This is a genomic window from Sneathiella sp. (assembly GCF_002694385.1).
GTDB lineage: Bacteria > Pseudomonadota > Alphaproteobacteria > Sneathiellales > Sneathiellaceae > Sneathiella.
The window spans coordinates 551,686-575,922 of sequence record NZ_NZMB01000012.1 but is presented as its reverse complement, the minus strand read 5'-3'; the positions used below and the strand labels follow the sequence as shown (position 1 = coordinate 575,922).

Genomic DNA, 24,237 nt, shown 5'->3' with positions numbered 1-24,237 from the left:
CGCAATGACGATACAGGAGCTAAATGAGCGGAGCCGTCTGGTTTTCCGGCATATAGTCGAAGCCTATATGCAAACCGGGGAACCGGTGGGATCGCGCACGCTTTCGCGCATCAGCGAGCTGGATCTGTCCCCGGCCTCCATCCGCAATGTCATGGCGGATCTGGCCGACCTCGGGCTGCTGTATTCCCCCCATACCTCCGCCGGGCGACTGCCGACGCAGCAGGGCCTGCGCCTTTTTGTCGATGGCATTCTGGAACTTGGCAACCTGACGGAGCAGGAACGCACCGATATCAAGTCCCGCTGCGCCGTGGAAGGCCGCACCATGGAAGAGATGCTGACCGAGGCATCGACCATGCTCTCCGGCTTGTCGAACTGTGCCTCCCTCGTCATCGCGCCGAAAACCGACAGCGCCATCAAGCAGATCGAGTTTGTCCGCCTTGGGGTTGACCGGGCGCTGGTGATCATCGTCTCCGCCAACGGCATGGTGGAAAACCGGGCGATCGACCTGCCGCCCGGATTGAGCGATTCCGCCCTGCGCGAAGCCTCCAACTATCTCAATGCCAAACTGACCGGTCGCACCCTGCAACAGACCCGGCAGGAAATCCAGGACGAGCTTGATAACCATCAGGCGCAGCTCGACGCGCTGACGCAGGATTTGATTGCTCATGACATTGCCAGCTGGGGCGGCGGGGAAACGCTGATTGTCCGCGGCCATGCCAATCTGCTGCAGAATATTCAGGCGCTTGAGGATCTTGAAAAAATCCGCGAACTGTTCGATACCCTTGAAGTGAAGAGAGAACGGATTAAATTGCTGGAACTGACCGAAAAGGGCCGGGGCGTCAAAATATTTATCGGTTCGGAGAATAATCTTTTCTCGCTTTCCGGGACATCAATGATTATCTCTCCCTATCAGAACAGTCAGGAGCAGATCATTGGCGCCATCGGCGTCATCGGTCCGACCCGGCTCAACTATGCCCGTATCGTTCCTATGGTCGATTATACGGCGAAAGTGATCGGTAAATTGCTGGACTAAGGTCGAGAACAGGAAGCAGACAGAATGAGTGACCCGAAAGAGACGCCTGTCAATGAGCAGGTGGAAAATGAAGATTTGAGAAATCCGGCTGATGAAGCCCCTCGGGAAGCCGCAGAAGCAGCAACGGCAGAAGAATCCGGGCAGCAGGCGGATATCATTGCCGAAAAAGATGCCGAAATTGCCGACCTGAAAGACAAGCTCCTCCGGGCCATGGCAGAAGTTGAAAACATGCGCCGCCGGGCCGAGCGGGAAAAACAGGATGCGCATAATTATGCGGTCACGAAATTCGCCCGCGATGTCCTGAGCGTCGCCGACAATCTGCGCCGGGCCATCGACAGTGTGCCGGAGGCCGCCCGTGAAAGCGGTGATGTGAAAAATATCCTGACCGGGGTGGAGCTGACGGAATCCGAACTGCTCAATACCATGGAAAAGCACCAGATCCGCAAGATCGATCCGAAAGGCGAAAAGTTCGATCCCAATATGCATCAGGCGATGTTCGAGATTGAGGATCCGTCTGTTGAGCCCGGAACCGTCCTGCAGGTGGTGCAGGCAGGCTATAGCATTGCGGACCGGCTGCTGCGCCCGGCCATGGTCGGGGTTGCCAAAGGCGGGCAGAAACGCAGCGAAACGCGCATCGACGAAAAAGTATAATCACCCTGGCGCCTCATGGCGCCTTACCGGCCATGGCGGCGGCATGCCGCCGCCGGTACCCATCCACACTATAGATAATCAGGCCGATCCAGATCAGGCCGAAAGCCAGCATCCGGGGTTCGCCGAACGGCTCGTGATAGAGAAACACGGCGAGCAGGGCCTGCAGGGTTGGCGACATATACTGCAGCAGCCCGAGGGTGGTGAGTGTCAGATGTCGCGCCGCCGTTGCGAACAGAATCAGTGGCACGGCCGTCACAATCCCCGTACCCGCCAGCAGAACAAGTGTCCAGGCATCGTGATGAAAGCCGACCGGCGCCGCGCCCGGCGACATGGGCTGCACCGCAAATGTCAGATACAACAGAAAACCGAGCGCGAGCGGAAACATCAGAATGGTTTCCACCGTCAGCCCGACCGTGCTGTCCACCGCAACTTTCTTGCGGAACAGCCCGTAAAATCCGAATGAAAAGGCCAGATATAAGGATACCCAGGGCAGAAAGCCAAGCTGCATTGTCATAATCGCGACAGCAACGACCGCGAACAGAATGGCGACGCCCTGCCAGCGGTTGAGCCGCTCCCCCAGAAACAGCAACCCAAGCAGTACATTCACCAGCGGGTTGATGTAATACCCCAGGCTGCCTTCCAGAATACGCTCATTGGCGATGGCCCAGATGTAGAGCATCCAGTTGCTGCCGATCAGCAGGGTTGTCACAACAAAGACTGCAAGCGTACGCGGCGCGCGGAAAATTTCCGCAATCTGCCGTCCCCGTCCCGTCATCATGACAATGATTGCCACAAACAGCAGCGACCAGACGGCGCGATGGGCGGCAATTTCGATGGGGGAAACATGAGACAGCCATTTGAAATAGACCGGCGCACAGCCCCAGATGAAAAAGGCGCCAACACCACTGAGCAGACCGCGCGCCTCATCCGTCGCGAAACGGGCCAGATAGGGGACATTGCCCTGACGGGGCGGCTCGGCAGAAACAGTCATCCCTCACTCCGGGCTGAATATGGTTATCTTTCTCGTATCAGAGCAATCCGGGCCCGTAAAGCGGGATTGAAGCATGCCTGCCATGCTGTTTATACGCGTCATCCGGACACCTGTTTAAGGCGGCGTCCGCCGTCAATCTGTCCCCCTGCACAGATTCATGCCCTTGCACTGCAAATATTTCGAACTTATATACACGGCAACAGACTTAAACTTGACTCCCGGGGGTTACCGTGGTGCATGAAGTGGCCACGCTGATCTGCCAATATTGAAGAGGATATGATGGCTAAAGTAATCGGAATTGACTTGGGAACGACCAACTCCTGCATCGCCGTAATGGACGGCAAGAATGCAAAGGTCATTGAAAATTCGGAAGGGGCAAGAACCACCCCGTCCATGGTCGCCTTCACGGAAGACGGAGAACGACTCGTCGGCCAATCGGCCAAGCGTCAGGGCGTCACCAATCCGCAGAACACATTTTTTGCGATCAAGCGCCTTATCGGGCGGCGGTTTGATGACAAGACCACCCAAAAAGATCGGGAAATGGTCCCCTATGACATCATCAAGGCGGATAATGGTGACGCCTGGGTCCAGTCCCGCGGCGAAAAATATTCCCCGAGCCAGATTTCCGCTTTCATCCTTCAGAAAATGAAGGAAACCGCCGAAAGCTATCTCGGCGAGACCGTCACACAGGCCGTTATCACAGTTCCTGCCTACTTTAACGACGCACAGCGCCAGGCAACCAAGGACGCCGGCAAGATCGCCGGGCTTGAAGTCCTCCGCATTATTAACGAGCCGACGGCCGCTGCCCTTGCCTATGGTATGGACAAGGCGAACCAGACCGTTGCCGTATATGACCTTGGCGGTGGTACGTTCGACGTTTCCATCCTTGAAATCGGCGATGGCGTCTTCGAGGTCCGCTCCACCAACGGCGATACTTTCCTCGGCGGTGAAGACTTCGATTTGAAACTCGTCGATTATCTGGCGGATGAATTCAAGAAGGAACAGGGCATTGACCTGCGCGGCGACAAGATGGCGCTGCAACGCCTGAAGGAAGCCGCGGAAAAGGCGAAGATCGAGCTGTCTTCTTCCCAATCGACGGAAATCAACCTGCCGTTCATTACGGCGGATGCAAGCGGCCCCAAGCATATGCAACTGAAGCTGACCCGCTCGCAGTTCGAACATCTTGTCGAAGATCTGATCAAGCGCACGCTCGCGCCTTGTGAAAAGGCTCTGAAGGATGCCGGGTTGCAAAAAGGCGAAATCGACGAGGTAATCCTTGTCGGCGGTATGAGCCGTATGCCCAAGGTGATCGAAGCGGTGAAGACCTTCTTCGGCCGCGATCCGCACAAGGGCGTCAATCCGGATGAAGTCGTCGCCATCGGCGCCGCCATTCAGGCCGGTGTCCTGCAGGGTGACGTGAAGGACGTTCTGCTTCTCGACGTGACGCCGCTGTCACTTGGTATTGAGACACTGGGCGGTGTCTTTACCCGTCTCATCGACCGCAACACGACGATCCCGACGAAGAAGAGCCAGACCTTCTCGACCGCAGAGGACAATCAGCAGGCCGTGACGATCCGCGTTTTCCAGGGGGAACGCGAGATGGCGGCGGACAACAAGCTGCTCGGCAATTTCGACCTGACGGAAATTCCGTCCGCTCCGCGCGGTGTACCGCAGATCGAGGTGACCTTCGATATTGATGCCAACGGCATTGTCAATGTGTCCGCAAAGGACAAGGGCACGGGCCGCGAACAGAAGATCCAGATCCAGGCTTCCAGCGGTCTCAGCGAGGCCGACATCGAAAAGATGGTCAAGGATGCCGAGGAACATGCGGCTGAGGACAAGGTCCGCAAGGAAAAGGTCGAGGTCCAGAATCAGGCCGACAGCCTGGTCCATGCAACCGAAAAGACACTGGCGGAAGCCGGTGACAAGGTTGGCGACGATGTAAAGGGGCCGATTGAAGCCGCCCTTGGTGAACTCAAGGAAGTCAAGGAAAATGGCGATGTTGAGACCATCAAGGCAAAGATGGAAGCCCTGCAGGGCGCGTCCATGAAGCTTGGGGAAGCCCTCTACGCCCAGTCCCAGGGGGAGGCGCAGGCTGATGGCAACGCCGACGCTGCCGGGCCTGAAGGCAAGACAACGGATGATGATGTGGTCGATGCCGACTTCGAGGAAGTCGACGACGACAAGAAAGACAAGTAAGGATTTTAAAGGGATTTCCCGATAAGATCGCCCTTCTCATACACCGCCTCGGCACCGGAAATCCGGGCCGGGGCGGCATCCGTTAAGTGATACTGGCAATGGCAAAACGCGACTACTACGAAATTCTAGAGGTGGAACGCACTGCGGAAGCCGCCGTAATCAAAAGCGCCTATCGCAAGAAGGCGATGCAGTACCATCCGGACCGTAACCCCGATAATCCGGAGGCGGAAACGGCTTTCAAGGAAGTCAACGAAGCTTATGAGATCCTGAAAGACCCGCAGAAACGCGGCGCCTATGATCGTTATGGCCATGCGGCGTTTGAAAATGGCGGCGGCGGGGGCGCCGGTGCCCGCGGCTTTGGCGGCATGGGCGGCTTCAGCGATATTTTTGAAGATCTGTTCGGCGATTTCATGGGCGGCGGCGGCGGTGGCGGCCGTACCCGCGCGCCGCGCGGATCAGATTTGCGCTACAATCTTGAGATTTCGCTGGAAGACGCCTATCACGGCAAGAAGATGGAACTTAAAATTCCGACCACGGCACCGTGCGAAAGTTGCGACGGGACAGGGGCGGAAGCGGGTTCGGAGCCTGTCACCTGCGACAGTTGCCATGGCGCCGGAAAAATCCGCGCCCAGCAGGGCTTTTTCACCATCGAACGCACCTGCCCTGTCTGTCAGGGGCAGGGGCAGGTTATCAAGAACCCCTGCAAGACCTGTCGCGGGGAAGGCCGGGTCCATAAGGAAAAGACCCTCTCCGTCAATATCCCCGCCGGGGTTGATGACGGCAACCGCATCCGTCTTTCGGGTGAGGGCGAAGCAGGGATGCGCGGCGGACCGCCTGGCGATCTCTATATTTTCCTCACCATTGCCGATCACCGCATTTTTCAGCGGGATGGCCAAAATATCCATTGCCGGGTACCCATTCCGATGATGACGGCGGCCCTTGGCGGCGATATCGAGGTGCCGACCCTTGACGGCGCGCGCGCCAAGGTCAGCATCACCGCCGGTACCCAGTCGGGCCGAAAATTCCGCCTGCGCGGCAAGGGCATGCCGATTATGAATTCCCACAGCCACGGCGATATGTATATTCATACCATCGTTGAGACGCCGGTTAACCTGACGAAACGCCAGAAGGAACTGCTGAAAGAATTCGACGCCGCCGGTAAGGGAGCGCACAGTCCCGAATCAGAAGGCTTCTTCGCCCGCGTGAAAGACTTTCTCGCCGATCTGAAAGACTGAACGGACCGGGTAAAATTCCTGTCTCGCCTCCTCCGCCCGTCTGTGCTACATCCTGAAGCGCAAGAATTCAGGATATTGTGACATGAGCGATTTGAAGATTGGCATTGTCGGCGCCGCCGGCCGCATGGGGCGGATGCTTGTAAAGCAGGTCAGCGAAACGGCCGGATGCGTTATCAGCGGCGGGACGGAACCTGCCGGATCCCCTTTTGCAGGCAAAGATATCACGGCCCTTGCCGGGCTGGACGCATCGGGCATCCTGATCGGCGAAGATCCGGCAGCTTTGTTTGAGACTGCCGATGCCGTCATTGACTTCACCGCGCCCGAAGCAACCATCGCTCATGCCCGCCTTGCCGCCGAAAAGGGCAAAATTCATATTATCGGCACCACCGGCCTTACCAACGAACAACAGGCGCAGGTGACAGCCTGCGGCGACAGGGCCGTGATTGTCCAGGGCGCGAATATGAGCCTGGGTGTCAATCTTCTGGCGCAACTCACCCGCAAGGTCGCACATATTCTTGATGATGAGTTCGACATCGAAATCCTTGAAATGCATCATCATCACAAGGTGGATGCCCCCTCCGGCACGGCGCTGCTGCTCGGCAAGGCCGCGGCAGCGGGACGCGGAGTCGATCATGACCAGGTTGCGGATCGCGGGCGGGATGGCATAACCGGCGCCCGCAAGCGCGGTGATATTGGCTATGCGGTCCTGCGCGGTGGTAATGTGGTCGGCGATCACACCGTTATCTTCGCGGCAGAAAATGAGCGGATCGAACTGACCCACAAGGCCGGGGATCGTTCCATTTTTGCGCGCGGCGCCGTGCGTGCGGCCCTCTGGGCAAGGGGAAAAGCGCCCGGAAATTACGATATGATGGACGTACTCGGCCTCGGGGACTGAAACATCTCCCCGCTTCGGTAACGGTGGAGGGCGGCGGTAATAACCTCTCCCACCTCCTGCTTCTCCTCTTCCCCCAGGAAATTGCCAATCTCGAAACTCTGCCCGCGGTTGACCAGTTGAAGTCGGCCGTCCGAAATCAGCGCGCGTGCCCAATAGGCGTTAAATCTTTCCACCCGCCGCTCGCCGCCCGGCGCGATGCGGGTGATGGTCACCATATCATCGCCAATCTCGACCGTTTCGAAACGCCGTGCCGCGCGAAAGCTGAAACGGAAGGCGATATAGACGAGCAGCACATCCAGCCCGAAAAATCCGAATATGGGCCAGGCGCCAAGTGAGAAGAAATACAGGCCATACATAAAACTGACCCCGGCAATCAGGCTCATCAGGATAATGAAACCGGTTCGGGAAAGGCTGTTATTGGGGTGAAGAGACAGGAAGAATGTCCCGGCGTCTGACCACGTCGGGTTTTGCATTTCTGTCTGTTCCTGAGCCTCTGGCATACTGCCCCTTTCATATTGATTATTGCGCAGAAAACAGGCCTGTGCCAATAAGATAAGATGAAAAAAGCCGATATCAGCGAATTTTTTCGCCGTCTTCACGAAAATGATCCCGAGCCCAAGGGCGAACTGGACTATGTGAACCCCTTCACCCTGCTTGTCGCCGTGGTCCTGTCGGCGCAGGCAACCGATGTCGGCGTCAACAAGGCAACGGGCCCGCTATTTGCCATTGCGGACACACCGGAAAAGATGCTCGCCCTCGGCGAAGACACATTGCGGGACTATATCAAAACCATTGGCCTTTACAAAACCAAGGCCAAGAATGTCATCAAGCTGTGCGAGGCGTTGATACGCGATCATAACAGCACCGTCCCGCAAACCCGGGAAGAGCTGGAAAAGCTTGCCGGTGTCGGCCGGAAAACGGCAAATGTCGTCCTCAACATCGCTTTCGGACAGCCGACAATCGCCGTTGATACCCATCTTTTCCGCGTTGGCAACAGAACCAGGATCGCGCCCGGGAAAACCCCGCTTGAAGTGGAAAAAAAGCTGGAGAAACGAATCCCGAAGGAATATCTCCGCCATGCGCATCACTGGCTGATCCTGCACGGGCGCTATGTCTGCAAGGCCCGCAAACCGGAATGCTTTCGCTGCATCGTCGCCGATCTCTGTGAATTCAAAGGAAAAGTCGCCCTCTGAAATGCCCTGCCCGTTTCACGGGCGTTCTTACGATGTTTTGGCAGTTAAAAACACTTCCTCCGCCCCGATCGCGCGCAGATAATCATTGAAGCATTGCCGACGGTCAAGGGTTGAGAAATTCTCCAGATTCCGCCCATTGATGGCAATATGGCGAACCACTCCCGCCGCCTTTTCATCCGGATAGAAAAAGACATGCACGGCACAGTCGGCTGTCAGATACTGCCAGACTTCCGCCGGACTTTCCTGCCGCCGGAGAACCGGCTCCCCAAAAACCTCGGCAATCTCCGCCTCTGTTTTTCCAATCAGTATTTCGGGCTCCAGCAGAACACGGGGCTTTACAGCGCTGCTGGCGGGCGGCGGTGCAGAAGCCCGCTGCGACGGCATGGTTGCTGGTGCCGCTGGTACCGGACTGCTCGCCACCGCGCCCGTGGAAACCGGCTTGCCGGTGGTCACCGTAATCTGATGCGACGGCGCACAACCTGTTATCCCGACTGCCAGCGCGGCAAGAACAGCGGCAACGCGCATCATGGCACGACCAGCTCCCGTTTTTTGGCAATACTGCCGATCCGTTTCTTGTACAGATGAACCATCGCCGCCGTCGCCACAATCGGCGCGACAAGATTGACAATCGGTATCGTCAGAGAAAAGGCAATGACAATCCCCATCATATAGAGTTCGCTTCCGTTTCGCTTGCGCAGGCGCGTCACCTCCTCCACGGGATGATGACGGATCGCCACCATATGGAAATATTCACGGGAGATCAGATAGCCATTCAGCAGATAATAGACAAACAGATTGATCACCGGCACGAAATAAAGTGGCAGGACAAGAATATTACAGCCAACGACAAGCGCGAGAAACTTGAGGGCATCCCAGATACTGTCCATCAGGGAAAGGCTTTTGCCCGGAGGGTCCGTCGCATAATATTGCCGTTCCACGGCGTCGGAAATATCATCGAGGAAGATACCGATCAGGGCGCTGATAATCAGCGGAAACAGGAAAAAACCGCCCAGCAGAAAGCCCAGCCCCGCCAAAATGCCAATGGCCGTATTGATCCATTGATAGTCAAACGTCGGAACGAAGGAAAAGGCCTGCGTCGCGCCAAACCCCACAAGAATATAGATCACCAGCGTCAGGCCCAGCGCCTTGAAAAGGACCGAACGGAACGCGGGATCCCCGAGCTGTGTAATAGCCCTGTTAATTGCCGAAATCAAATCGCATTCCTTCGCCTGTCACACTGAAACCGCCTGCACATGTATGCATTAATAGGCCGTCCTGCAACATATTTAGCTGTTACGGGGCGGGCGGGGATCAATCGGCAGGCGCGCGGCGAAATCATGATCGCGTTCAAATGCGTAGGCTGCCTGCAGCACCCGGTCTTCCCGCGCATTCGGCCCCATGATCTGCAAACCGACCGGCAGGCCGCTTTTTGTAAAGCCGCACGGGATCGAAATGACCGGACAGCAAGTGACCGTCAGCATGGAGGGCAGCGCCAGCCAGGACATATAATTGTCGAACTTGACGCCGTTGACCTCCTCCACATAACGCTTGTCATGGGTGAAGGCCGGGACAATCGCGGCAGGCGCCAGCAGGAAGTCATATTTTGAGAAAAACTCCACCACGCGAACATAAAGCTCCCCCTGCGCCCGCTGCGCCGCGCCGATTTCATCCGCCGTGAGCCGCGCGCCCTTCTCCACATTCCAGATAACCTCCGGTTTCAGCTTGTCCCGATGGGCCGCCAGCAACGGGGCGTGATTGGCGATAAACATCTGCGCCCGCAGCGTCTGGAAAATCTCCTCCGCGTCGTGCAGGTCGGGGCAGGCCTCCTCCACCCCATCGCAATAACGGGTAAAATCCGCCGCCGCTCTGGCGCAGATTTCCGCCACCTCCGGATCAACCGGGCATTGTCCGAGATCAGGGCTGTAGGCGATGCGGCTGAATTTTGGAATATTCTTGAGCGCATCAACATAGGAAACCTCAGGCGCGGGCAGGCTTCCCGGATCGAGAATATGCGATCCCGCCATCATATCCAGAAACAGCGCCGTATCCGCCACATTACGGGCCATCGGCCCTTCCACCGGATAGGTGGAGAACGGCAGTCGCAACGGGCCATGTGCCACCCGCTTTGGCGAGGGTCGCAGCCCGACAACACTGGTAAAGCTCGCCGGGGTGCGCAGACTGCCGCCGAGATCGCTTCCCTGCGCCAGCCAGACATGACCCGCCGCCAGTGCCGCAGCCGCGCCGCCTGACGATCCGCCAGGCGTCCGGCTGATATCCCACGGGTTTGTTGTTGTGCCGAAAACCTCGTTAAAGGTCTGGCCGCCGGCGCCAAATTCCGGTGTGTTCGATTTCCCGACAACAATGCCGCCGCGCGTCTCCAGCCGCTCGACCATCATATCAGAGTATGTCGCGACCTGATCGGCGAAAATGGGCGAGCCCAAAGTGAACCGCACATCTTTCACCGGAGTAAGATCCTTGATGGCAATCGGTAAGCCATGCAGGTGCGGACCCTGACGATCCGCCGCTCGCTCTTTTGCGAGTTCTGCCGCATGCGCGCGGGCGCGGTCAAAACAGAGAGTCGGCAAGGCATTGACGGCATCATCCGTCTCGCGGATGCGCGCTTCCGATGCGTCGAGAAGCTCATTCGGGGAGACCTTTCCGGTCTTGAGCAGATCCACGACCTCTGTCGCGGTCATTTTGATCAGATCGTTCATTGTCTTCCCCAAAATCCCGTGATGACGTAAAGCCTTCTTGCCCCGGCGGATGCAGCGACTATACTCGCCGGAGCCGGAGTAACTGTTGGGAATATTATGACAGAGCGACTATTTGACACAACCTGTATTGGCAATGCCATCGTCGATGTAATCAGCAAGGCCGATGACGCCTTCCTTGCGGCCGAAGGGCTGACCAAAAGCGCCATGATGCTAATCGATATGGAACGGGCGGAAGAACTCTATGCCAGAATGCAGCCCGGCATCGAAATGTCCGGCGGATCGGCAGGCAACACAGCGGCGGGCATTGCCTCCCTCGGCGGTAAATGTGCCTATATCGGCAAAGTCCGCGATGACCAGCTCGGCAGTATTTTTACCCATGATATCCGGGCGGGGGGCGTGACCTTTGAAACCGTAAAGTCCACGAATGGCGCCGCGACGGCCCGCTGTCTTATTCTGGTTACCCCCGATGCCCATCGCACCATGAATACCTACCTCGGCGCCTGTATCGAACTTGGACCCGAAGACATTGATCCCGATATCATTGCCGCCTCCAAAGTCACCTATATGGAAGGCTATCTGTGGGATCCCGAAAATGGCAAGCAGGCCTTCCGAAAAGCGGCGGATATTGCCCATGCGGCAGGCCGCCAGGTTTCCCTCACCCTCTCTGACAGTTTCTGCGTGAACAGATATCGTGAGGAATTTCAGGAGTTTATAAAATCCGGTGTGGATATCCTTTTTGCCAATGAAGAGGAAATCAAATCCCTGTATCAAACGACCGATTTTGAATCTGCGCTGGCCGCCGTCCGCGATCAGGTGGACATCGCCTGCCTGACACGCAGCGAAAAAGGCGCGGTCATTGTCAGAGGATCAGAAGTTCACGCCGTTCCGGCAGAGACGAACATCAATGTCGTGGATACGACGGGCGCGGGCGATCTTTTTGCGACGGGCTTCCTCTATGGTCATACCAACGGGCATGATCTGACCTCCAGCGGGCGGATCGGTGTCATGGCCGCCGCCGAAGTGATCAGCCATTATGGCGCCCGGCCTGCCGTAAGCCTGAAAGAGCTGATGCAGAAAAAGCTGGCCGTTTCCCCGTCGTAACGAACATAACAATATGTCAACGGGCCCCGGAAAGTCATTGCAGGAGATACGGATGGCCCTTCGGCCGGAACGACTCCGGCTGGTCAGCGGGATCATTCTGTTCCTCTTTCTGACCGGCCATTTGCTCAATCATTCCCTTGGCCTGATTTCCATTGAGGCGATGGAGGCAGGACGCGAAGTCTTCATTTTTATCTGGCGCAGCTTGCCGGGAACGATCCTGCTGCTGGGTGCCCTGACGCTGCATATCCTGCTTGTCTTTGTGAAGCTGTTGCGACATCGGGCGTATCGACGCCTGCCCGGACGCGATATCCTGCAAATCGTTCTGGGGCTGATGATCCCGCCACTTCTCATTCTGCATGTCATCGGAACGCGCATCACCCATGAAGTTTATGGCCTTGATGACAGCTACCGCTATGTCCTTTACAGCATCTGGGTGGCGACGCCGCTCCTCGGTCTTCTGCAAAGTATCGGACTGGTGGTTGCCTGGCTACATGGGTGTCTTGGGCTGCATTTCTGGTTGCGATTAAAATCCTGGTATAAAAAATACCTCCCCTCTCTTTACAGCCTCGCCCTCGCGCTTCCGCTTCTGGCGCTCAGCGGCTTTATCAACGCGGCGAACGAAGTAGAGAGAATGTTCGAGAATGCGGCATGGCGCGCCGATTTCTTCGCTCGCCTCAATATCTCACCGGATATGATAAGCTGGGCCTACGGGCTGCGGGATACGGGCTATGTCCTGATGTTTGCGGCGCTCGCCCTTCTCGCCATCAGCCGCATATACTGGCTGATCCGCTTCCGGCAGCGTAAGCTGAATGTCGTCAGCTATCCCGATGAGAAGCTGGTTCTCACTCCGCCCGGCCTCACTTTGCTGGAGGCCAGCCAGCTTGGCGGAATTCCCCATGCCCATGTGTGCGGCGGGCGGGGCCGCTGTTCTACCTGCCGCGTCCGGGTTCTGGAGGGGGCGGACAATTTAAATCCGCCCGGTGACAAGGAAATCGCCGTTCTGCGCCGGGTTGGCGCCCCGGAGGGAACCCGACTCGCCTGTCAGAGCATTCCGACAGGTGATGTGTCCATCATTCCCCTGCTGCCCGCCAGTGCAACGGTCGTGCAGGCGTTCAACCAGCCGGGATATCTGCAGGGGCAGGAACGCGAGATTGCCATCCTTTTCGCCGATCTGCGCGCCTTCACCAAATTTTCAGAGCAGAAACTCCCTTATGATGTGGTGTTTGTCATCAACCAGTATTTCCGCCATATGGGCGAAGCCATCGAGGCGAATGGTGGGCATCTCGACAAATTCATCGGCGATGGCGTCATGGCGCTGTTCGGTCTTAACGAAAGCGCGGAGACAGCGAGCCGACGCGCCCTCAATGCCGCGCGCGCCATGGCCATGGAACTGGATATGATGAACCGCAACCTGGCGTCGGATTTGTCCAGTCCGCTGAAAATCGGTATCGGCATCCATATCGGGCAAGTCATTGTCGGCCAGATGGGCTATGGCAACGCCACCTCCGTCACGGCCATTGGCGATCCGGTCAATACGGCAAGCCGTCTTGAGGCCCTGACCAAAGAATATTCCAGCCAGCTTATTTTCTCGGACCGCGTCGCCACGCGCGCGGCGGGGGCCTTCTCCACTCTCCGTCATGAAAGCGTGGAAATTCGCGGCCGGATGGAACCGCTCGGCATCTATATCGTTGAGGATGCGCGCGACCTGCAGGAATTTTCTGTTTGAGGAGACGTGGGAACGAGAGCTACATCCCCCGCGCCATGCCGCCTTCTTTTATTTTACGGCCGCCCAGAATATGGACATGAAAATGCGGAACATGCTGCCCGGCATTTTCCCCATTGTTGCTGACAACCCGATATCCATCCTCATCCAGCCCCAGAGATCTGGCGATCTCGCCAACTTTCGCAAAAAAGTTCCCGATCTCCTCAATCGTGCCGTTCGCTGAAAAGTCATTAATATCAATATAGGGACGTTTCGGAATCACCAGCACATGGACCGGCATTTGCGGCGCGATATCATTGAAGGCGAGAATGCTTTCATCTTCATAGACGGTGGCGTTGGGAAGCTCGCCCCGCAGAATTTTCGCAAACACATTTTCATTATCATAAGCCATGGCTATTCCCCTTCTTCAGATGTACGCGACGCCTTCTCCGCAAGGCCGGACTGGCCCTCCCGCGCGGCCAGCTTTTCATAAATTTCGGACGGATCAACATCCGCATCCGCCCACAGGACCGCCAGATGATAAAGCAGGTCGGCGCTTTCAGAAATGATTTCCTCGCGTTTGCCGAGGGAGGCCGCAATGGCAAGCTCTACCGCTTCTTCCCCCAGTTTCTGGGCAATTTTTACGCTCCCCTTCGCATAGAGCGTTGCGGTGTAGGAACTTTTTGCATCCGCGCCCTTGCGCGCCGCAACCGTCTCAAAAAGCCGGTCAAGACCGGACCGCGTCTTCTCATTCATGCCGCCTTCTCCTCCAGCCGGACGGGGATACCGGCATTGCGCATGGCCTCTTTCGCCTCGCGGATCGTGAATTCCCCGAAATGGAAAATGGACGCGGCAAGAACCGCTGTCGCATGACCATCGCGGATACCTTCCGCCAGATGATCCAGTGTTCCAACACCGCCCGAAGCGATCACCGGCACCCTGACCGCATCGGCCACCGCCCGGGTCAGCGGAATATTGAACCCCGATCTGGTGCCGTCCCGATCCATGGAGGTGAGCAGGATTTCTCCCGCGCCATATTCCGTCATCCGCCCGGCCCATTCGACGGCATCTATGCCCGTCGGCTCCCGTCCACCATGAGTAAAAATCTCGAATTTATCCGGCCCGGTCTGCTTCGCGTCAATGGCAACCACAATGCACTGGCTGCCGAACTGTTCCGCCGCCTCGCGAACAAATTCGGGTCGCTTTACAGCGGCGCTGTTGATCGACACCTTGTCCGCGCCCGCCAGCAGCAGTTTGCGCACATCCTCCACCTGCCGGACGCCGCCGCCAACGGTCAGCGGCATGAAGCATTGCTCCGCCGTGCGGCGGACCACGTCATAGATAGTCTCGCGATTGTCCGATGTCGCGGTGATGTCGAGAAAACACAGCTCATCCGCCCCTTGCGCGTCATAAATCCGCGCCTGCTCTACCGGATCGCCCGCGTCGATCAGGTCCACAAAATTGACGCCCTTGACGACACGGCCGTCCTTCACATCGAGACAGGGGATGATACGCGCCTTAAGCATTTTCGCGCCTCACCAGATCCAGAGCCGCCACAGGGTCGATCCGCCCGTCATACAGCGCGCGGCCGATAATCACCCCTTCAATGCCGCTTGACTGCACAGCCAGCAGATTCTCAACATCCTTGATGGAGGCCACGCCGCCGGAGGCAATCACCGGGATGGAGATGGCGGCGGCAAGATCCCGCGTGGCCTCCACATTCACGCCCTGAAGCGCGCCGTCCCGGTCAATATCCGTGTAGATGATGGCTTCAACCCCGGCATCCTCGAATTTCCGGGCAAGGTCAAGCGCCGATGTCTCGCTTGTTTCCGCCCAACCTTCCACGGCCACCATCCCGCCCCGCGCATCAATGCCAACGGCAATATGACCGGGAAACATCTTGCAGGCCTCGATGACCAGAGCCGGGTCCCGCAGCGCAACGGTGCCAAGGATCACCCGGCTGAGCCCCTTGGAGAGCCACATCTCGATCGTGGCAAGATCGCGGATGCCGCCGCCAAGCTGGGTCGGGACATCCGTGGCTGCCAGAATGCTCTCCACCGCCGCCGCATTTACCGGACGCCCTTCAAACGCGCCGTTCAGATCGACAAGATGCAGCCGTTCGAAGCCGGCCGTCTTGAAAGCCTGGGCCTGCGCGGCCGGATCGGTATTAAAAACGGTTGCCGCCGCCATTTCACCGCGCAGCAGGCGCACACAGTTGCCATCCTTCAGATCAATCGCCGGATACAAATTCATTGCCGTTACAAGTCCGCCAGTTGTTTTTTATAATAATAGCCATCGACATAGCGTTCGCCGTTCCAGGCATAATTCTGTTTTACGGCCCATTTCTCATATCCATTTGATTCGAGAATTGAAATCGCCGCCGCCTGTGTTTCCCGGACATCCACCTCCAGAAATTTAAACCCCTGTTCCCGCGCGCTGTTCTCCAAAACCGCGAGAAGGCCGATGGCGAGCCCGTGCCCGCGCGCATATGGCGCGATGAAAAAAGTGGCGAGCTGCGCAATATGACCGCCCGCCTCATTATTTGCAAAGGGTTTGACCAGCTGGGCGGAGCCGACAATCCGCCCTTCGAACCGGGCGCAGTAAAGCTCCCGCACCGGCACCATCAGGACGCCCTTCCAAAAACTTTCCTGAACAGAGCGGCGCGGCGGCGTGAGCCAGCCAAAGCCATTGCCATCGATGATGGCCTCTTCCGCCGCTTCGCACAGATCGTCAAGATCGGCGGAAGTGAACTCCTTGACAGCCTCTATCACCGGTTGCTGAATATGTCTGGAATTATCCGTCATCAGGGTTTCCATTTCAAAAAATTTGCAATCAGTTTAAGGCCCGTTTCCTGGCTTTTCTCCGGATGAAACTGCGTTCCGATCATGTTGTCACGACCAACCATAGCCGTCACCGGTCCGCCATAATCAACGGTGCACAGCACATGTGCCGGNTCCTGNGCCGCCAGGTGGTAGCTATGGACGAAATAGGCATGCTGCCCGCTTTCAATCCCGTCAAAAAGCGGATGATGCGTGCGCAGCTCCAGCTCGTTCCAACCCATATGCGGAATTTTCAGGTCCGGATCCGATGGCTCCAGCCCGACAACATCGCCCTCGATCCAGCCAAACCCTTCCGTCACGCCATGCTCGATCCCCTTGCCCGCCATAAGCTGCATGCCGACGCAGATACCGAAAAACGGCCGTCCTTTACCGATGACCGCCTCCGTCAAGGCCTCGACCATGCCGTCAATTGCAGCAAGGCCCAGCTTGCAAGCCCGAAACGCCCCGACGCCGGGCAGGACAATCCGGTCGGCCGTCACGACATCTTCGGGACGGCTCGTCACCTTAATGGTCATGGCCAGGCCGCTTTCCCGGCTGGACCGCTCAAACGCCTTGGCGGCGGAGCGCAAATTCCCCGAACCGTAATCAATAATCGCTGTTTTCATAGCCGAACATTTTCCCTGCCCCGGCGGGCGGACTTCATGGATTACAGGCTGCCGCCCAGCGTTCCCTTGGTGGAAGGAACCGCATCGGCGCGGCGCGGATCAATTTCGGTCGCATCTCGCAAGGCACGGGCCAGCGCCTTGAAGCAGCTTTCCACGATATGATGATTATTGGTTCCGTAAAGATTTTCCACATGCAGCGTGATTCCGGCCGCCTGCGCAAACGCCTGGAACCACTCCTTGAACAATTCCGTGTCCATTTCGCCCAGCTTGTCGCGGCTGAATTCAACCTTCCAGATCAGATAAGGGCGATTGGAAATATCAAGGGCGACACGGGTCAGCGTCTCATCCATGGGAATATGGGCGGACGCATAACGGCGGATGCCCTTCAAATCGCCCAGCGCCTTGGCAAAGNCTTCCCCGATGGCGATGCCGGTATCTTCTGTCGTGTGGTGAAAATCGATATGCAGATCGCCTTTGGCGCGGAGCTTTAGATCCATCAGGCTGTGTCGGGAAAGCTGTTCCAGCATATGATCGAGAAAACCGATGCCTGTCTTGACGTCATAAACGCCCGTGCCGTCGAGATTGATTTCAACCTCGATTTCGGTCTCTTTCGTCTTGCGCTTCACCGTTCCTGCACGCATGAATTTTCCTTCCAGACTGATGTCTTACCGTATAGGTATCTGGCGAGGATATAGCAGGAACGGCGCAGAAAACCAAGCCTTTGCAATCAGCTTGATGCGGAAAGCCCGGCTTAATAAAAGCTTGTCGTTGCCGGTTCGCTCTCCTTGTCCGGGACAGAGGCAGCAGAAGCCGCTTCCCCGCCCTCTGTCTTGGCGGCGCTACGGTTCTTACGCACCAGCATTTCCGCAAGATTGAGGGCAAATTCGATACGATCCGCCAGCTCCTTAAAATCATCCTTCACCGCATCCGCATGGATATAGCTCAGAATTTTAAAGATCGCCCTAAGATTGGACGCCTTTTCAGTATCGGCAACATTATCCTGATTTTGGGGGGGCATCGGTTTCTCCTCCTGATCGCATGTCATTCGTGCAGAAGACGCCGCCCGGCGCGGATTGTGAAACCCGGTATCAGCAAAAATACATGCGTAATCAAGGACAAGGGCCATTGCACCTTGACCCGTCGCGGAAAATGGTTACATCGTCATGGCAACCCCAAAGAGAGATGTGTTTTATGTCCGATAAAATTGAAAGCTGGCACGGCACCACAATCCTGTCCGTACGCAAGAATGGAACCGTCGTCGTCGCCGGTGACGGACAGGTCTCGCTTGGCCAGACAGTCATCAAATCCAACGCCCGCAAGGTGCGCCGGATCGGGCCGCGCAATGATGTGATTGTCGGTTTCGCGGGGGCAACCGCCGATGCCTTTACCCTGTTTGAACGGCTGGAATCCAAGCTGGAGCAGCATCCGGGCAACCTNACCCGCGCCTGTGTCGAGCTTGCAAANGACTGGCGNACCGACAAATATCTTCGCAGGCTGGAAGCCATGATGGCCGTCGCCAATGCCGATGTGTCGCTGATCCTGACGGGTACCGGCGATGTNNTGGAGCCNGAAGANGGNATCATCGCCATCGGATCGGGCGGCAACTNCGCCCTNGCCGCCGCCCGCGCGCTGATTGATCGCGAGGATATGGAGGCCACCGANATCGCNANNAAGGCNATGGANATTGCGGGCCAGATCTGCGTCTACACCAATGGAAATGTNANCATCGAAAGTATCGGTAAAAATGACTAACNTATCCCCCCGGGAAATNGTNTATGAGCTGGACCGTTTCATCATCGGCCAGGCGGAAGCCAAAAAGTCGGTGGCAATTGCCCTGCGNAACCGCTGGCGGCGTCAACAACTGCCCGAAGAAATGCGCGAAGAGGTNCTGCCGAANAATATCCTGATGATCGGCCCGACCGGCGTCGGCAAGACGGAAATNTCCCGNCGCCTCGCNAAGCTCGCCAANGCGCCNTTCCTGAAAGTGGAAGCCACCAAATTCACGGAAGTCGGCTATGTCGGCCGCGATGTGGAACAGATTATCCGCGATCTTGTGGAAATCGCCATCAATATGGAACGGGAAAAGCAACGCCAGCAGGTCATTGCCAAGGCAGAGCTTGCGGCGGAGGAACGGGTTCTCGATGCGCTGGTTGGGGCCAAAGCCTCCACCGAGACGCGTCAGAAATTCCGCAAGATGCTGCGCGAGGGGCAGCTTGACGACAAGGAAGTCGAGCTGGAAGTAATCGACACCGGCGGCGCGGGCATGCCCACCTTTGATATTCCCGGAATGCCCGGCGCCCAGATGGGTATGCTCAACCTTAACGACATGCTTGGCAAGCTGGGCGGACCGCGCACAAAACCCCGCAAGATGCTGGTGAAGGACAGCTACAAGATTTTGATTGGCGAAGAGAGCGACAAGCTGCTCGATGAGGATGCGGTGGTGCGCAACGCCATCAAACTGGTGGAAAATCACGGCATTGTTTTCCTGGATGAAATTGACAAGATTTGCGCCCGCAGCGACCGCCAGGGCGCCGACATTTCCCGCGAAGGGGTGCAGCGCGACCTGCTGCCCCTGATCGAGGGAACCATCGTCAGCACCAAATACGGAACCGTGCGCACGGACCATGTGCTGTTCATCGCCTCCGGCGCGTTCCATATTGCCAAGCCGTCAGACCTGTTGCCCGAATTGCAGGGCCGCCTGCCGATCCGGGTTGAACTCCGGGCGCTGACCAAGGATGACTTCAAGCGCATCCTGACCGAACCGGAAGCCAGCCTGATCAAGCAATATGTCGCCCTGATGGAGACGGAGGGAGTGCATCTCAACTTCGCCGAAGACGCAATTGACGCCATCGCCACCATCTCCGCCGATGTCAATGCGGCCGTGGAGAATATCGGCGCCCGCCGCCTGCATACCGTGCTGGAGCGCGTGCTGGAAGAGATCAGCTTTCAGGCCACCGACAAGGGCGGATCGGTCATCAATATTGATGATGAGTATGTCCGCGAGCATCTTGGCGAGCTGGCGACCAACATGGATCTGTCGAAATTTATTCTCTGATCCCGCCGGAAACCGCGCTCAGGCCCCGTTGAAACGGGCCGGGCGCTTCTCCGCGAGGGCCGCCTTGCCTTCCTTGAAATCGTCCGATTGCAGGCATTGCATCTGGAAGCGGCGGGCCTTGGCAATGTCCAGTTCCCCGCGGGCGATATCGTTCAGCGTTTCCTTCATCCCCCGGAGGGAAAGCGGCGCCAGAGCCGCAATGTCTGCGGCAAGCGCATTGGTCCGCGCCTCCAGCTCTTCCGGCGCGACAAGATAATCAAGGAAACCGATCGCCTTCAGCTCTTCCGCCGACATTCTCTCCACTGTCAGGAACAGCCGCTTCGCCGGACCAAGGCCGAGGCGGGCGACGGCGCGCGCAAGTCCCGCAGGCGGATAGTGAATGCCGATGCGGGCCGGCGGGATAAAGGCCCTCATGGTCGTGATGCCAATACGGAAATCACAGGATAACGCCAGATCGGCCCCGCCGCCATAGACCCCGCCATTCAGGGCGCAAATGGTCGGAAAGGGCAGCCGTTCGACAACATCCGTCAGCTTTTCCAGCGGATTTTCATCGAAATTATACCGGCCAAGCTCCCCAAGATCCGCCCCCGCGCAAAAGCTTTTCCCGGTCCCCGTCAGGACCATCACCCGGAGGGAGGTATCCACTGCCTTTTCCTCCAGCGCCTCGCGCAGGGCTGCCATGGTTGCAGGCGTCAGCTTATTATGCTGCGCCGGATTGTCGAGGCGAACGCTTAAGGTGGCATTTTCGATTGTGATATGAAAAGATGCGTCCATCCTGAAATCCTTTTTCTTGCTTTTGTTGAATAGGTCCGAGATTAGAGGGATTAGGATAAAAATGCCAAGCAAAACAAGACCGCCGCCGCAAAAGAGATAATTCTGCCATGAACATTCGCCGCCTTCGCATGGGGCTGAAAACCGTTCTCGGGATCGCCAAAGAGGGCTTTTTCATCCCCTATCGCTATGCGGCGAGCCTGCCCGGCCCGGAAGACCGCAAACCCTATGCCGCCATTGAAAAAGTGATGACGGCTCATGAAGACCGGTTTACCGAGATGCTGGACAGCCTTGCGGCGTTTGAGACGGAATTTGAGAGCATTGGCACCGCCCCGCCACCCGAACCCCGGTTCGAACAGGACTGGTTTCCCCGCCTTGACGCCGCCGTCGCCTATGCCATGGTGCGGATGCAAAAGCCCACCCGCATTATTGAGGTGGGATCAGGACATTCCACCCGCTTCATGGCCCGCGCCATCCGCGATGGCAAACTCGCAACGGAATTTATCGCCATAGACCCCGCGCCGCGCGCCAGCATCGAAACACTGCCCATCACCTTTGTACGCCGGACTTTACATGACGCGGAAACGGAGATTTTCAACAGCCTTGAGCCCGGCGATATCCTGTTCATCGATTCCAGCCATATCGCCATGCCGGGCACTGATGTTGACGACCTGTTTCTCAATGTCATTCCGGCCCTTCCCGATGGGGTGATTATCCATATCCATGACATTTTCCTGCCCGATGACTACCCGGAAGGCTGGGACTGGCGCGGCTACAATGAACAGCAGATGATCGCCCCGATGTTTCTCTATGGCGGGTTCGATATCCTGTTCTCAAGCGCCTATGTCAGGAGCCGAATGAGGAAACGGCTGGATCACTCCTTCTGTGGCCGTCTGCCCCTACCGGAGGGCGCCTATGAAACCAGCCTGTGGCTAATGAAGGGTTCCGCCCGGCAGAAGCCGTGACAGAACGGACGACACCCTATTTATAGGGGTCCGCCGCATCCCTGAGGCCGTCGCCCAGAAAGTTAAACGCCAGCACGACAAGGATCACCGGCACCACCGGATAGATCAGCCACGGCGTTGTCGCCACCGCATTGATATTGGTGGTTTCATTCAGCAGGACGCCCCAGGATGTGATCGGCGGCCTGAGGCCGAGACCGAGGAATGAGAGCGCCGTTTCCCCGAGGATCATGCTCGGGATTGCAAGGCTGGCGCTGGCGATCAGATGGCTGGCGAAAGACGGCAGCAAATGCCGCCCGATAATGCGTTTGGGCGACGCCCCCATCAGCTGCGCTGCCGTCACGAAATCCTCCTCCCGGAGCGAAAGGAATTTCGATCTGACCGCACGGGCAAGCCCCGGCCAGTCAAGCAGGCCGAGAATAACGGTGAGGCCGAAAAAGACAAGGATGGGCGACCATGTGACAGGGAGCGCCGCCGAGAGCGCCAGCCAGAGCGGAAGCTGCGGCAGGGATTTCAGAAGCTCAATCGTCCGCTGGATGATATTATCGACCCAGCCGCCATAATAGCCGGAAATACCGCCGAGCACGATGCCAAGCGTAAAGCTGATGATAATGCCGATCAGGCCGATGGATAGCGAAATCCGCGCCCCGTAAATAATCCGTGACAGGATATCGCGACCCAGCCGGTCCGTCCCCAGCCAGAAAAAGCTCGCAAGGTTCTTGTCGTCCGGGCAGATGAGATGCAGATCCCCTTTAACCAGCCCCCAGAATTCATATTCATCCCCCTGGCAGAAAAACCGCAAGGGATAGGGCTTATCCGTATTCACCACATATTCGCGCTTCAGCGTCTCGCGGTTGAGCGTCTGCTTGTAGCCATACACAAAGGGACCAACGAATTCCCCCTCATGGAACAGATGAATGGATTGCGGCGGGGCGAAAATATATTTCGTATGTCGCGTATGCAGGTTATAGGGCGCCAGGAATTCCGATATCAGGATCGAGAAATAGAAAAGCAGCAGCACAAGCCCGCTTATCACAGCGAGTTTGTGACGGCGAAATTTCCACCACACCATCTGCCATTGCGACGCCATGTAAAAGCGTTCCTGCTCTGGCGTGAATTTCTCGACCGAATAGGGGTCAAACGGCTCTTTCGAATGCCAGTGCTCAAGCGGCAGATCGCGATTTGATCCGTTGGTCTCCGTCATTTCGTCGCCCCCCCGGAAAGCCGGATGCGCGGATCCAGAACGGCGAGCAGAAGATCAGACAGGAACATGCCGACCACCGTTAGCAACGCCAGAAACATCAGCAATGATCCCGCCATATACTGATCCTGATTACGCAAGGCCTCCAGCAGCAGCGGCCCCACCGTCGGCAGACTCAGCACCATACTGACAATAACCGAGCCGGAAATGACATCCGGCAGCAGACTGCCGATATCCGCAACAAACGGGTTGAGGGACATGCGGATCGGATATTTGATGAGCGCCCTGAGGCGCGGCACGCCTTTCGCCCGCGCCGTCGTCACATACTGCTTTTGTAACTCATCCAACAGGTTCGCGCGCAGACGGCGGATCATCGACGCAGTGCCGCTGGTCCCGATCACAATCACCGGCACCAGCATATGATCGAAAACCGACATCGCCTTGTCAAAACTCCAGGGCTGATTGATATATTCATCATCCATCAACCCGCCGATAGAAATACCGAAATAGACATTGGCGTAATAGAGCAGCACCATGGCGAGCAGGAAATTGGGCGTCGCGAGGCCAAGATAGCCGATCAGCGTGAAGCCATAATCGCCAATGGAATATTGCCGCGTCGCCGAATAGACGCCGATGGGAAAGGCGACAATGTAAATGAACAGGATGGTTGCGAAATTGATCAGGAAAGAGAGGCCAAGCCGGTCTCCGACCACTTCTTTTACCGGCAGGTTATAGGCAAAAGACTGGCCCCAATCCCCCTGCAACAGGCCGGAAAAACCGTTTGGCCCCGGCCAAAACCCCATCCAGCGGGCATATTGCTCCAGTGGCGATTTATCGAGAGCATATTGTTCGCGGTAAAATTCGATCCGGGCCATCGCCGATGCCGACTCGCCCTGTGATCTAAGCTCCTCCATATGATTGGAAAGGTAATCTCCGGGGGGAAGCTGGATGATCACAAAGGTCAGGATGCTGATCACCAGCAGGGTGGGAATCATCACCAGAACTCTGTGTACAAAATAAGTAAGCATTCACCCCTGTCCTGCCAGAGCATGGCCGCGTTTCAGGCCCCACCCCTTCCTCTTTTCGCAT

27 protein-coding genes are annotated in these 24,237 nt (G+C 57.2%); 11 read left to right on the top strand and 16 right to left on the bottom strand.

Annotated elements, in window-relative coordinates; genetic code table 11:
• Positions 1-4: 4 nt before the first annotated feature.
• Positions 5-1,033 carry a heat-inducible transcriptional repressor HrcA gene (hrcA, locus tag CMN55_RS09400; protein WP_293949533.1) on the top strand — a complete coding sequence of 343 codons (1,029 nt, stop codon included), beginning with the start codon at positions 5-7 and terminating at the stop codon, positions 1,031-1,033.
• A gap of 24 nt (positions 1,034-1,057) precedes the next feature.
• Entirely contained in the window at positions 1,058-1,684 is a 627-nt protein-coding gene (gene grpE / locus CMN55_RS09395; RefSeq protein WP_293949532.1) for a nucleotide exchange factor GrpE, read from the top strand.
• A gap of 13 nt (positions 1,685-1,697) precedes the next feature.
• On the opposite strand, the gene rarD is transcribed toward grpE, so the two are convergent.
• Complete coding sequence (gene rarD / locus CMN55_RS09390; protein ID WP_293949531.1) at positions 1,698-2,675, bottom strand: EamA family transporter RarD; 978 nt, start codon at positions 2,673-2,675, stop codon at positions 1,698-1,700.
• A gap of 279 nt (positions 2,676-2,954) precedes the next feature.
• Here rarD and dnaK point away from each other — a divergent pair, with 279 nt between their 5' ends.
• The 3 genes from dnaK to dapB all read left to right on the top strand — a co-directional run bounded on the left by dnaK (position 2,955) and on the right by dapB (position 7,004).
• Positions 2,955-4,874, top strand: coding sequence for a molecular chaperone DnaK (gene dnaK, locus CMN55_RS09385; protein ID WP_293949643.1), 1,920 nt, complete (start codon positions 2,955-2,957; stop codon positions 4,872-4,874).
• A gap of 98 nt (positions 4,875-4,972) precedes the next feature.
• Positions 4,973-6,109 carry a molecular chaperone DnaJ gene (dnaJ, locus tag CMN55_RS09380; RefSeq protein ID WP_293949530.1) on the top strand — a complete coding sequence of 379 codons (1,137 nt, stop codon included), beginning with the start codon at positions 4,973-4,975 and terminating at the stop codon, positions 6,107-6,109.
• A 91-nt stretch (positions 6,110-6,200) separates the two neighbouring features.
• Positions 6,201-7,004, top strand: coding sequence for a 4-hydroxy-tetrahydrodipicolinate reductase (gene dapB, locus CMN55_RS09375; protein ID WP_366932018.1), 804 nt, complete (start codon positions 6,201-6,203; stop codon positions 7,002-7,004).
• Here the strand turns inward: dapB and CMN55_RS09370 are convergent.
• The gene (locus CMN55_RS09370) at positions 6,968-7,477 is read right to left on the bottom strand and encodes a DUF2244 domain-containing protein (protein WP_293949528.1); all 510 of its coding nucleotides are present in this window, start codon (positions 7,475-7,477) and stop codon (positions 6,968-6,970) included. The genes dapB and CMN55_RS09370 overlap by 37 nt on opposite strands.
• 84 nt (positions 7,478-7,561) lie before the next feature.
• On the opposite strand from CMN55_RS09370, the gene nth reads away from it, so the two are divergent.
• Entirely contained in the window at positions 7,562-8,197 is a 636-nt protein-coding gene (nth, locus tag CMN55_RS09365; protein ID WP_293949527.1) for an endonuclease III, read from the top strand.
• 27 nt (positions 8,198-8,224) lie between these two features.
• On the opposite strand, the gene CMN55_RS09360 is transcribed toward nth, so the two are convergent.
• From CMN55_RS09360 to CMN55_RS09350, 3 genes are all read right to left on the bottom strand, one after another.
• Positions 8,225-8,725: a hypothetical protein gene (locus tag CMN55_RS09360; RefSeq protein WP_293949526.1), complete on the bottom strand. Its 501-nt coding sequence runs from the start codon at positions 8,723-8,725 to the stop codon at positions 8,225-8,227.
• Positions 8,722-9,411, bottom strand: a complete 690-nt coding sequence (locus tag CMN55_RS09355; RefSeq protein WP_293949525.1) for an EI24 domain-containing protein — start codon at positions 9,409-9,411, stop codon at positions 8,722-8,724. The genes CMN55_RS09360 and CMN55_RS09355 overlap by 4 nt, the downstream gene beginning before the upstream one ends.
• Positions 9,412-9,483: 72 nt before the next feature.
• On the bottom strand, positions 9,484-10,911 hold the full coding sequence (locus tag CMN55_RS09350; protein ID WP_293949524.1) for an amidase: 1,428 nt from the start codon (positions 10,909-10,911) through the stop codon (positions 9,484-9,486).
• Between the two features lie 96 nt (positions 10,912-11,007).
• Between CMN55_RS09350 and CMN55_RS09345 the strand changes: the two genes are divergently transcribed.
• Both CMN55_RS09345 and CMN55_RS09340 read left to right on the top strand, forming a co-directional pair.
• On the top strand, positions 11,008-12,012 hold the full coding sequence (locus tag CMN55_RS09345) for an adenosine kinase (RefSeq protein WP_293949523.1): 1,005 nt from the start codon (positions 11,008-11,010) through the stop codon (positions 12,010-12,012).
• Between the two features lie 52 nt (positions 12,013-12,064).
• Positions 12,065-13,738: an adenylate/guanylate cyclase domain-containing protein gene (locus tag CMN55_RS09340; RefSeq protein WP_293949522.1), complete on the top strand. Its 1,674-nt coding sequence runs from the start codon at positions 12,065-12,067 to the stop codon at positions 13,736-13,738.
• 19 nt (positions 13,739-13,757) lie between these two features.
• Here the strand turns inward: CMN55_RS09340 and CMN55_RS09335 are convergent, their stop codons facing one another.
• The 8 genes from CMN55_RS09335 to CMN55_RS09300 form a co-directional block, all read right to left on the bottom strand.
• Entirely contained in the window at positions 13,758-14,126 is a 369-nt protein-coding gene (locus CMN55_RS09335) for a histidine triad nucleotide-binding protein (RefSeq protein WP_293949521.1), read from the bottom strand.
• A 2-nt stretch (positions 14,127-14,128) separates the two neighbouring features.
• Entirely contained in the window at positions 14,129-14,470 is a 342-nt protein-coding gene (locus tag CMN55_RS09330) for a phosphoribosyl-ATP diphosphatase (RefSeq protein ID WP_293949520.1), read from the bottom strand.
• Entirely contained in the window at positions 14,467-15,240 is a 774-nt protein-coding gene (gene hisF / locus CMN55_RS09325) for an imidazole glycerol phosphate synthase subunit HisF (protein WP_293949519.1), read from the bottom strand. The genes CMN55_RS09330 and hisF overlap by 4 nt, the downstream gene beginning before the upstream one ends.
• Entirely contained in the window at positions 15,233-15,967 is a 735-nt protein-coding gene (gene hisA, locus CMN55_RS09320) for a 1-(5-phosphoribosyl)-5-[(5-phosphoribosylamino)methylideneamino]imidazole-4-carboxamide isomerase (protein ID WP_293949518.1), read from the bottom strand. Before hisA ends, hisF begins: the two co-directional genes overlap by 8 nt.
• Before the next feature lie 5 nt (positions 15,968-15,972).
• Positions 15,973-16,518, bottom strand: a complete 546-nt coding sequence (locus CMN55_RS09315) for a GNAT family N-acetyltransferase (RefSeq protein ID WP_293949517.1) — start codon at positions 16,516-16,518, stop codon at positions 15,973-15,975.
• A complete protein-coding gene (hisH, locus tag CMN55_RS09310) occupies positions 16,518-17,159 on the bottom strand; it encodes an imidazole glycerol phosphate synthase subunit HisH (protein ID WP_293949516.1) in 642 nt (213 codons plus the stop codon). Before hisH ends, CMN55_RS09315 begins: the two co-directional genes overlap by 1 nt.
• Positions 17,160-17,200: 41 nt before the next feature.
• Positions 17,201-17,800: an imidazoleglycerol-phosphate dehydratase HisB gene (gene hisB, locus CMN55_RS09305; protein ID WP_293949515.1), complete on the bottom strand. Its 600-nt coding sequence runs from the start codon at positions 17,798-17,800 to the stop codon at positions 17,201-17,203.
• A gap of 110 nt (positions 17,801-17,910) precedes the next feature.
• Positions 17,911-18,177 (bottom strand): hypothetical protein, encoded by a 267-nt coding sequence (locus CMN55_RS09300; RefSeq protein WP_293949514.1) that lies wholly within the window; start codon positions 18,175-18,177, stop codon positions 17,911-17,913.
• Between the two features lie 173 nt (positions 18,178-18,350).
• On the opposite strand from CMN55_RS09300, the gene hslV reads away from it, so the two are divergent.
• Complete coding sequence (hslV, locus tag CMN55_RS09295; protein WP_293949513.1) at positions 18,351-18,911, top strand: ATP-dependent protease subunit HslV; 561 nt, start codon at positions 18,351-18,353, stop codon at positions 18,909-18,911.
• The gene (gene hslU, locus CMN55_RS09290) at positions 18,904-20,214 is read left to right on the top strand and encodes an ATP-dependent protease ATPase subunit HslU (protein WP_293949512.1); all 1,311 of its coding nucleotides are present in this window, start codon (positions 18,904-18,906) and stop codon (positions 20,212-20,214) included. Before hslV ends, hslU begins: the two co-directional genes overlap by 8 nt.
• Positions 20,215-20,232: 18 nt before the next feature.
• Here hslU and CMN55_RS09285 read toward each other — a convergent pair whose 3' ends face one another.
• Entirely contained in the window at positions 20,233-20,988 is a 756-nt protein-coding gene (locus CMN55_RS09285; protein WP_293949511.1) for an enoyl-CoA hydratase/isomerase family protein, read from the bottom strand.
• A gap of 107 nt (positions 20,989-21,095) precedes the next feature.
• Here CMN55_RS09285 and CMN55_RS09280 point away from each other — a divergent pair, with 107 nt between their 5' ends.
• Positions 21,096-21,950 carry a class I SAM-dependent methyltransferase gene (locus CMN55_RS09280; RefSeq protein WP_293949510.1) on the top strand — a complete coding sequence of 285 codons (855 nt, stop codon included), beginning with the start codon at positions 21,096-21,098 and terminating at the stop codon, positions 21,948-21,950.
• Between the two features lie 16 nt (positions 21,951-21,966).
• Here the strand turns inward: CMN55_RS09280 and CMN55_RS09275 are convergent, their stop codons facing one another.
• Both CMN55_RS09275 and CMN55_RS09270 read right to left on the bottom strand, forming a co-directional pair.
• Positions 21,967-23,151, bottom strand: a complete 1,185-nt coding sequence (locus CMN55_RS09275) for an ABC transporter permease (protein ID WP_293949509.1) — start codon at positions 23,149-23,151, stop codon at positions 21,967-21,969.
• Positions 23,148-24,176, bottom strand: coding sequence for an ABC transporter permease (locus tag CMN55_RS09270; protein WP_293949508.1), 1,029 nt, complete (start codon positions 24,174-24,176; stop codon positions 23,148-23,150). The genes CMN55_RS09275 and CMN55_RS09270 overlap by 4 nt, the downstream gene beginning before the upstream one ends.
• Positions 24,177-24,237: the final 61 nt, after the last annotated feature.

Bases quoted from the DNA above. Each gene is read 5' to 3' on its own strand.
- CMN55_RS09350 (WP_293949524.1), bottom strand. From the start codon at position 10,911: ATGAACGATCTGATCAAAATGACCGCGACAGAGGTCGTGGATCTGCTC.
- nth (WP_293949527.1), top strand. From the start codon at position 7,562: ATGAAAAAAGCCGATATCAGCGAATTTTTTCGCCGTCTTCACGAAAAT.
- rarD (WP_293949531.1), bottom strand. From the start codon at position 2,675: ATGACTGTTTCTGCCGAGCCGCCCCGTCAGGGCAATGTCCCCTATCTG.
- grpE (WP_293949532.1), top strand. From the start codon at position 1,058: ATGAGTGACCCGAAAGAGACGCCTGTCAATGAGCAGGTGGAAAATGAA.
- hisF (WP_293949519.1), bottom strand. From the start codon at position 15,240: ATGCTTAAGGCGCGTATCATCCCCTGTCTCGATGTGAAGGACGGCCGT.
- hrcA (WP_293949533.1), top strand. From the start codon at position 5: ATGACGATACAGGAGCTAAATGAGCGGAGCCGTCTGGTTTTCCGGCAT.
- CMN55_RS09270 (WP_293949508.1), bottom strand. From the start codon at position 24,176: ATGCTTACTTATTTTGTACACAGAGTTCTGGTGATGATTCCCACCCTG.
- CMN55_RS09300 (WP_293949514.1), bottom strand. From the start codon at position 18,177: ATGCCCCCCCAAAATCAGGATAATGTTGCCGATACTGAAAAGGCGTCC.
- CMN55_RS09345 (WP_293949523.1), top strand. From the start codon at position 11,008: ATGACAGAGCGACTATTTGACACAACCTGTATTGGCAATGCCATCGTC.
- CMN55_RS09360 (WP_293949526.1), bottom strand. From the start codon at position 8,725: ATGATGCGCGTTGCCGCTGTTCTTGCCGCGCTGGCAGTCGGGATAACA.
- CMN55_RS09275 (WP_293949509.1), bottom strand. From the start codon at position 23,151: ATGACGGAGACCAACGGATCAAATCGCGATCTGCCGCTTGAGCACTGG.
- CMN55_RS09335 (WP_293949521.1), bottom strand. From the start codon at position 14,126: ATGGCTTATGATAATGAAAATGTGTTTGCGAAAATTCTGCGGGGCGAG.
- CMN55_RS09280 (WP_293949510.1), top strand. From the start codon at position 21,096: ATGAACATTCGCCGCCTTCGCATGGGGCTGAAAACCGTTCTCGGGATC.
- hisA (WP_293949518.1), bottom strand. From the start codon at position 15,967: ATGAATTTGTATCCGGCGATTGATCTGAAGGATGGCAACTGTGTGCGC.
- dnaK (WP_293949643.1), top strand. From the start codon at position 2,955: ATGGCTAAAGTAATCGGAATTGACTTGGGAACGACCAACTCCTGCATC.
- CMN55_RS09315 (WP_293949517.1), bottom strand. From the start codon at position 16,518: ATGACGGATAATTCCAGACATATTCAGCAACCGGTGATAGAGGCTGTC.
- CMN55_RS09340 (WP_293949522.1), top strand. From the start codon at position 12,065: ATGGCCCTTCGGCCGGAACGACTCCGGCTGGTCAGCGGGATCATTCTG.
- CMN55_RS09285 (WP_293949511.1), bottom strand. From the start codon at position 20,988: ATGGACGCATCTTTTCATATCACAATCGAAAATGCCACCTTAAGCGTT.
- CMN55_RS09370 (WP_293949528.1), bottom strand. From the start codon at position 7,477: ATGCAAAACCCGACGTGGTCAGACGCCGGGACATTCTTCCTGTCTCTT.
- dnaJ (WP_293949530.1), top strand. From the start codon at position 4,973: ATGGCAAAACGCGACTACTACGAAATTCTAGAGGTGGAACGCACTGCG.
- CMN55_RS09330 (WP_293949520.1), bottom strand. From the start codon at position 14,470: ATGAATGAGAAGACGCGGTCCGGTCTTGACCGGCTTTTTGAGACGGTT.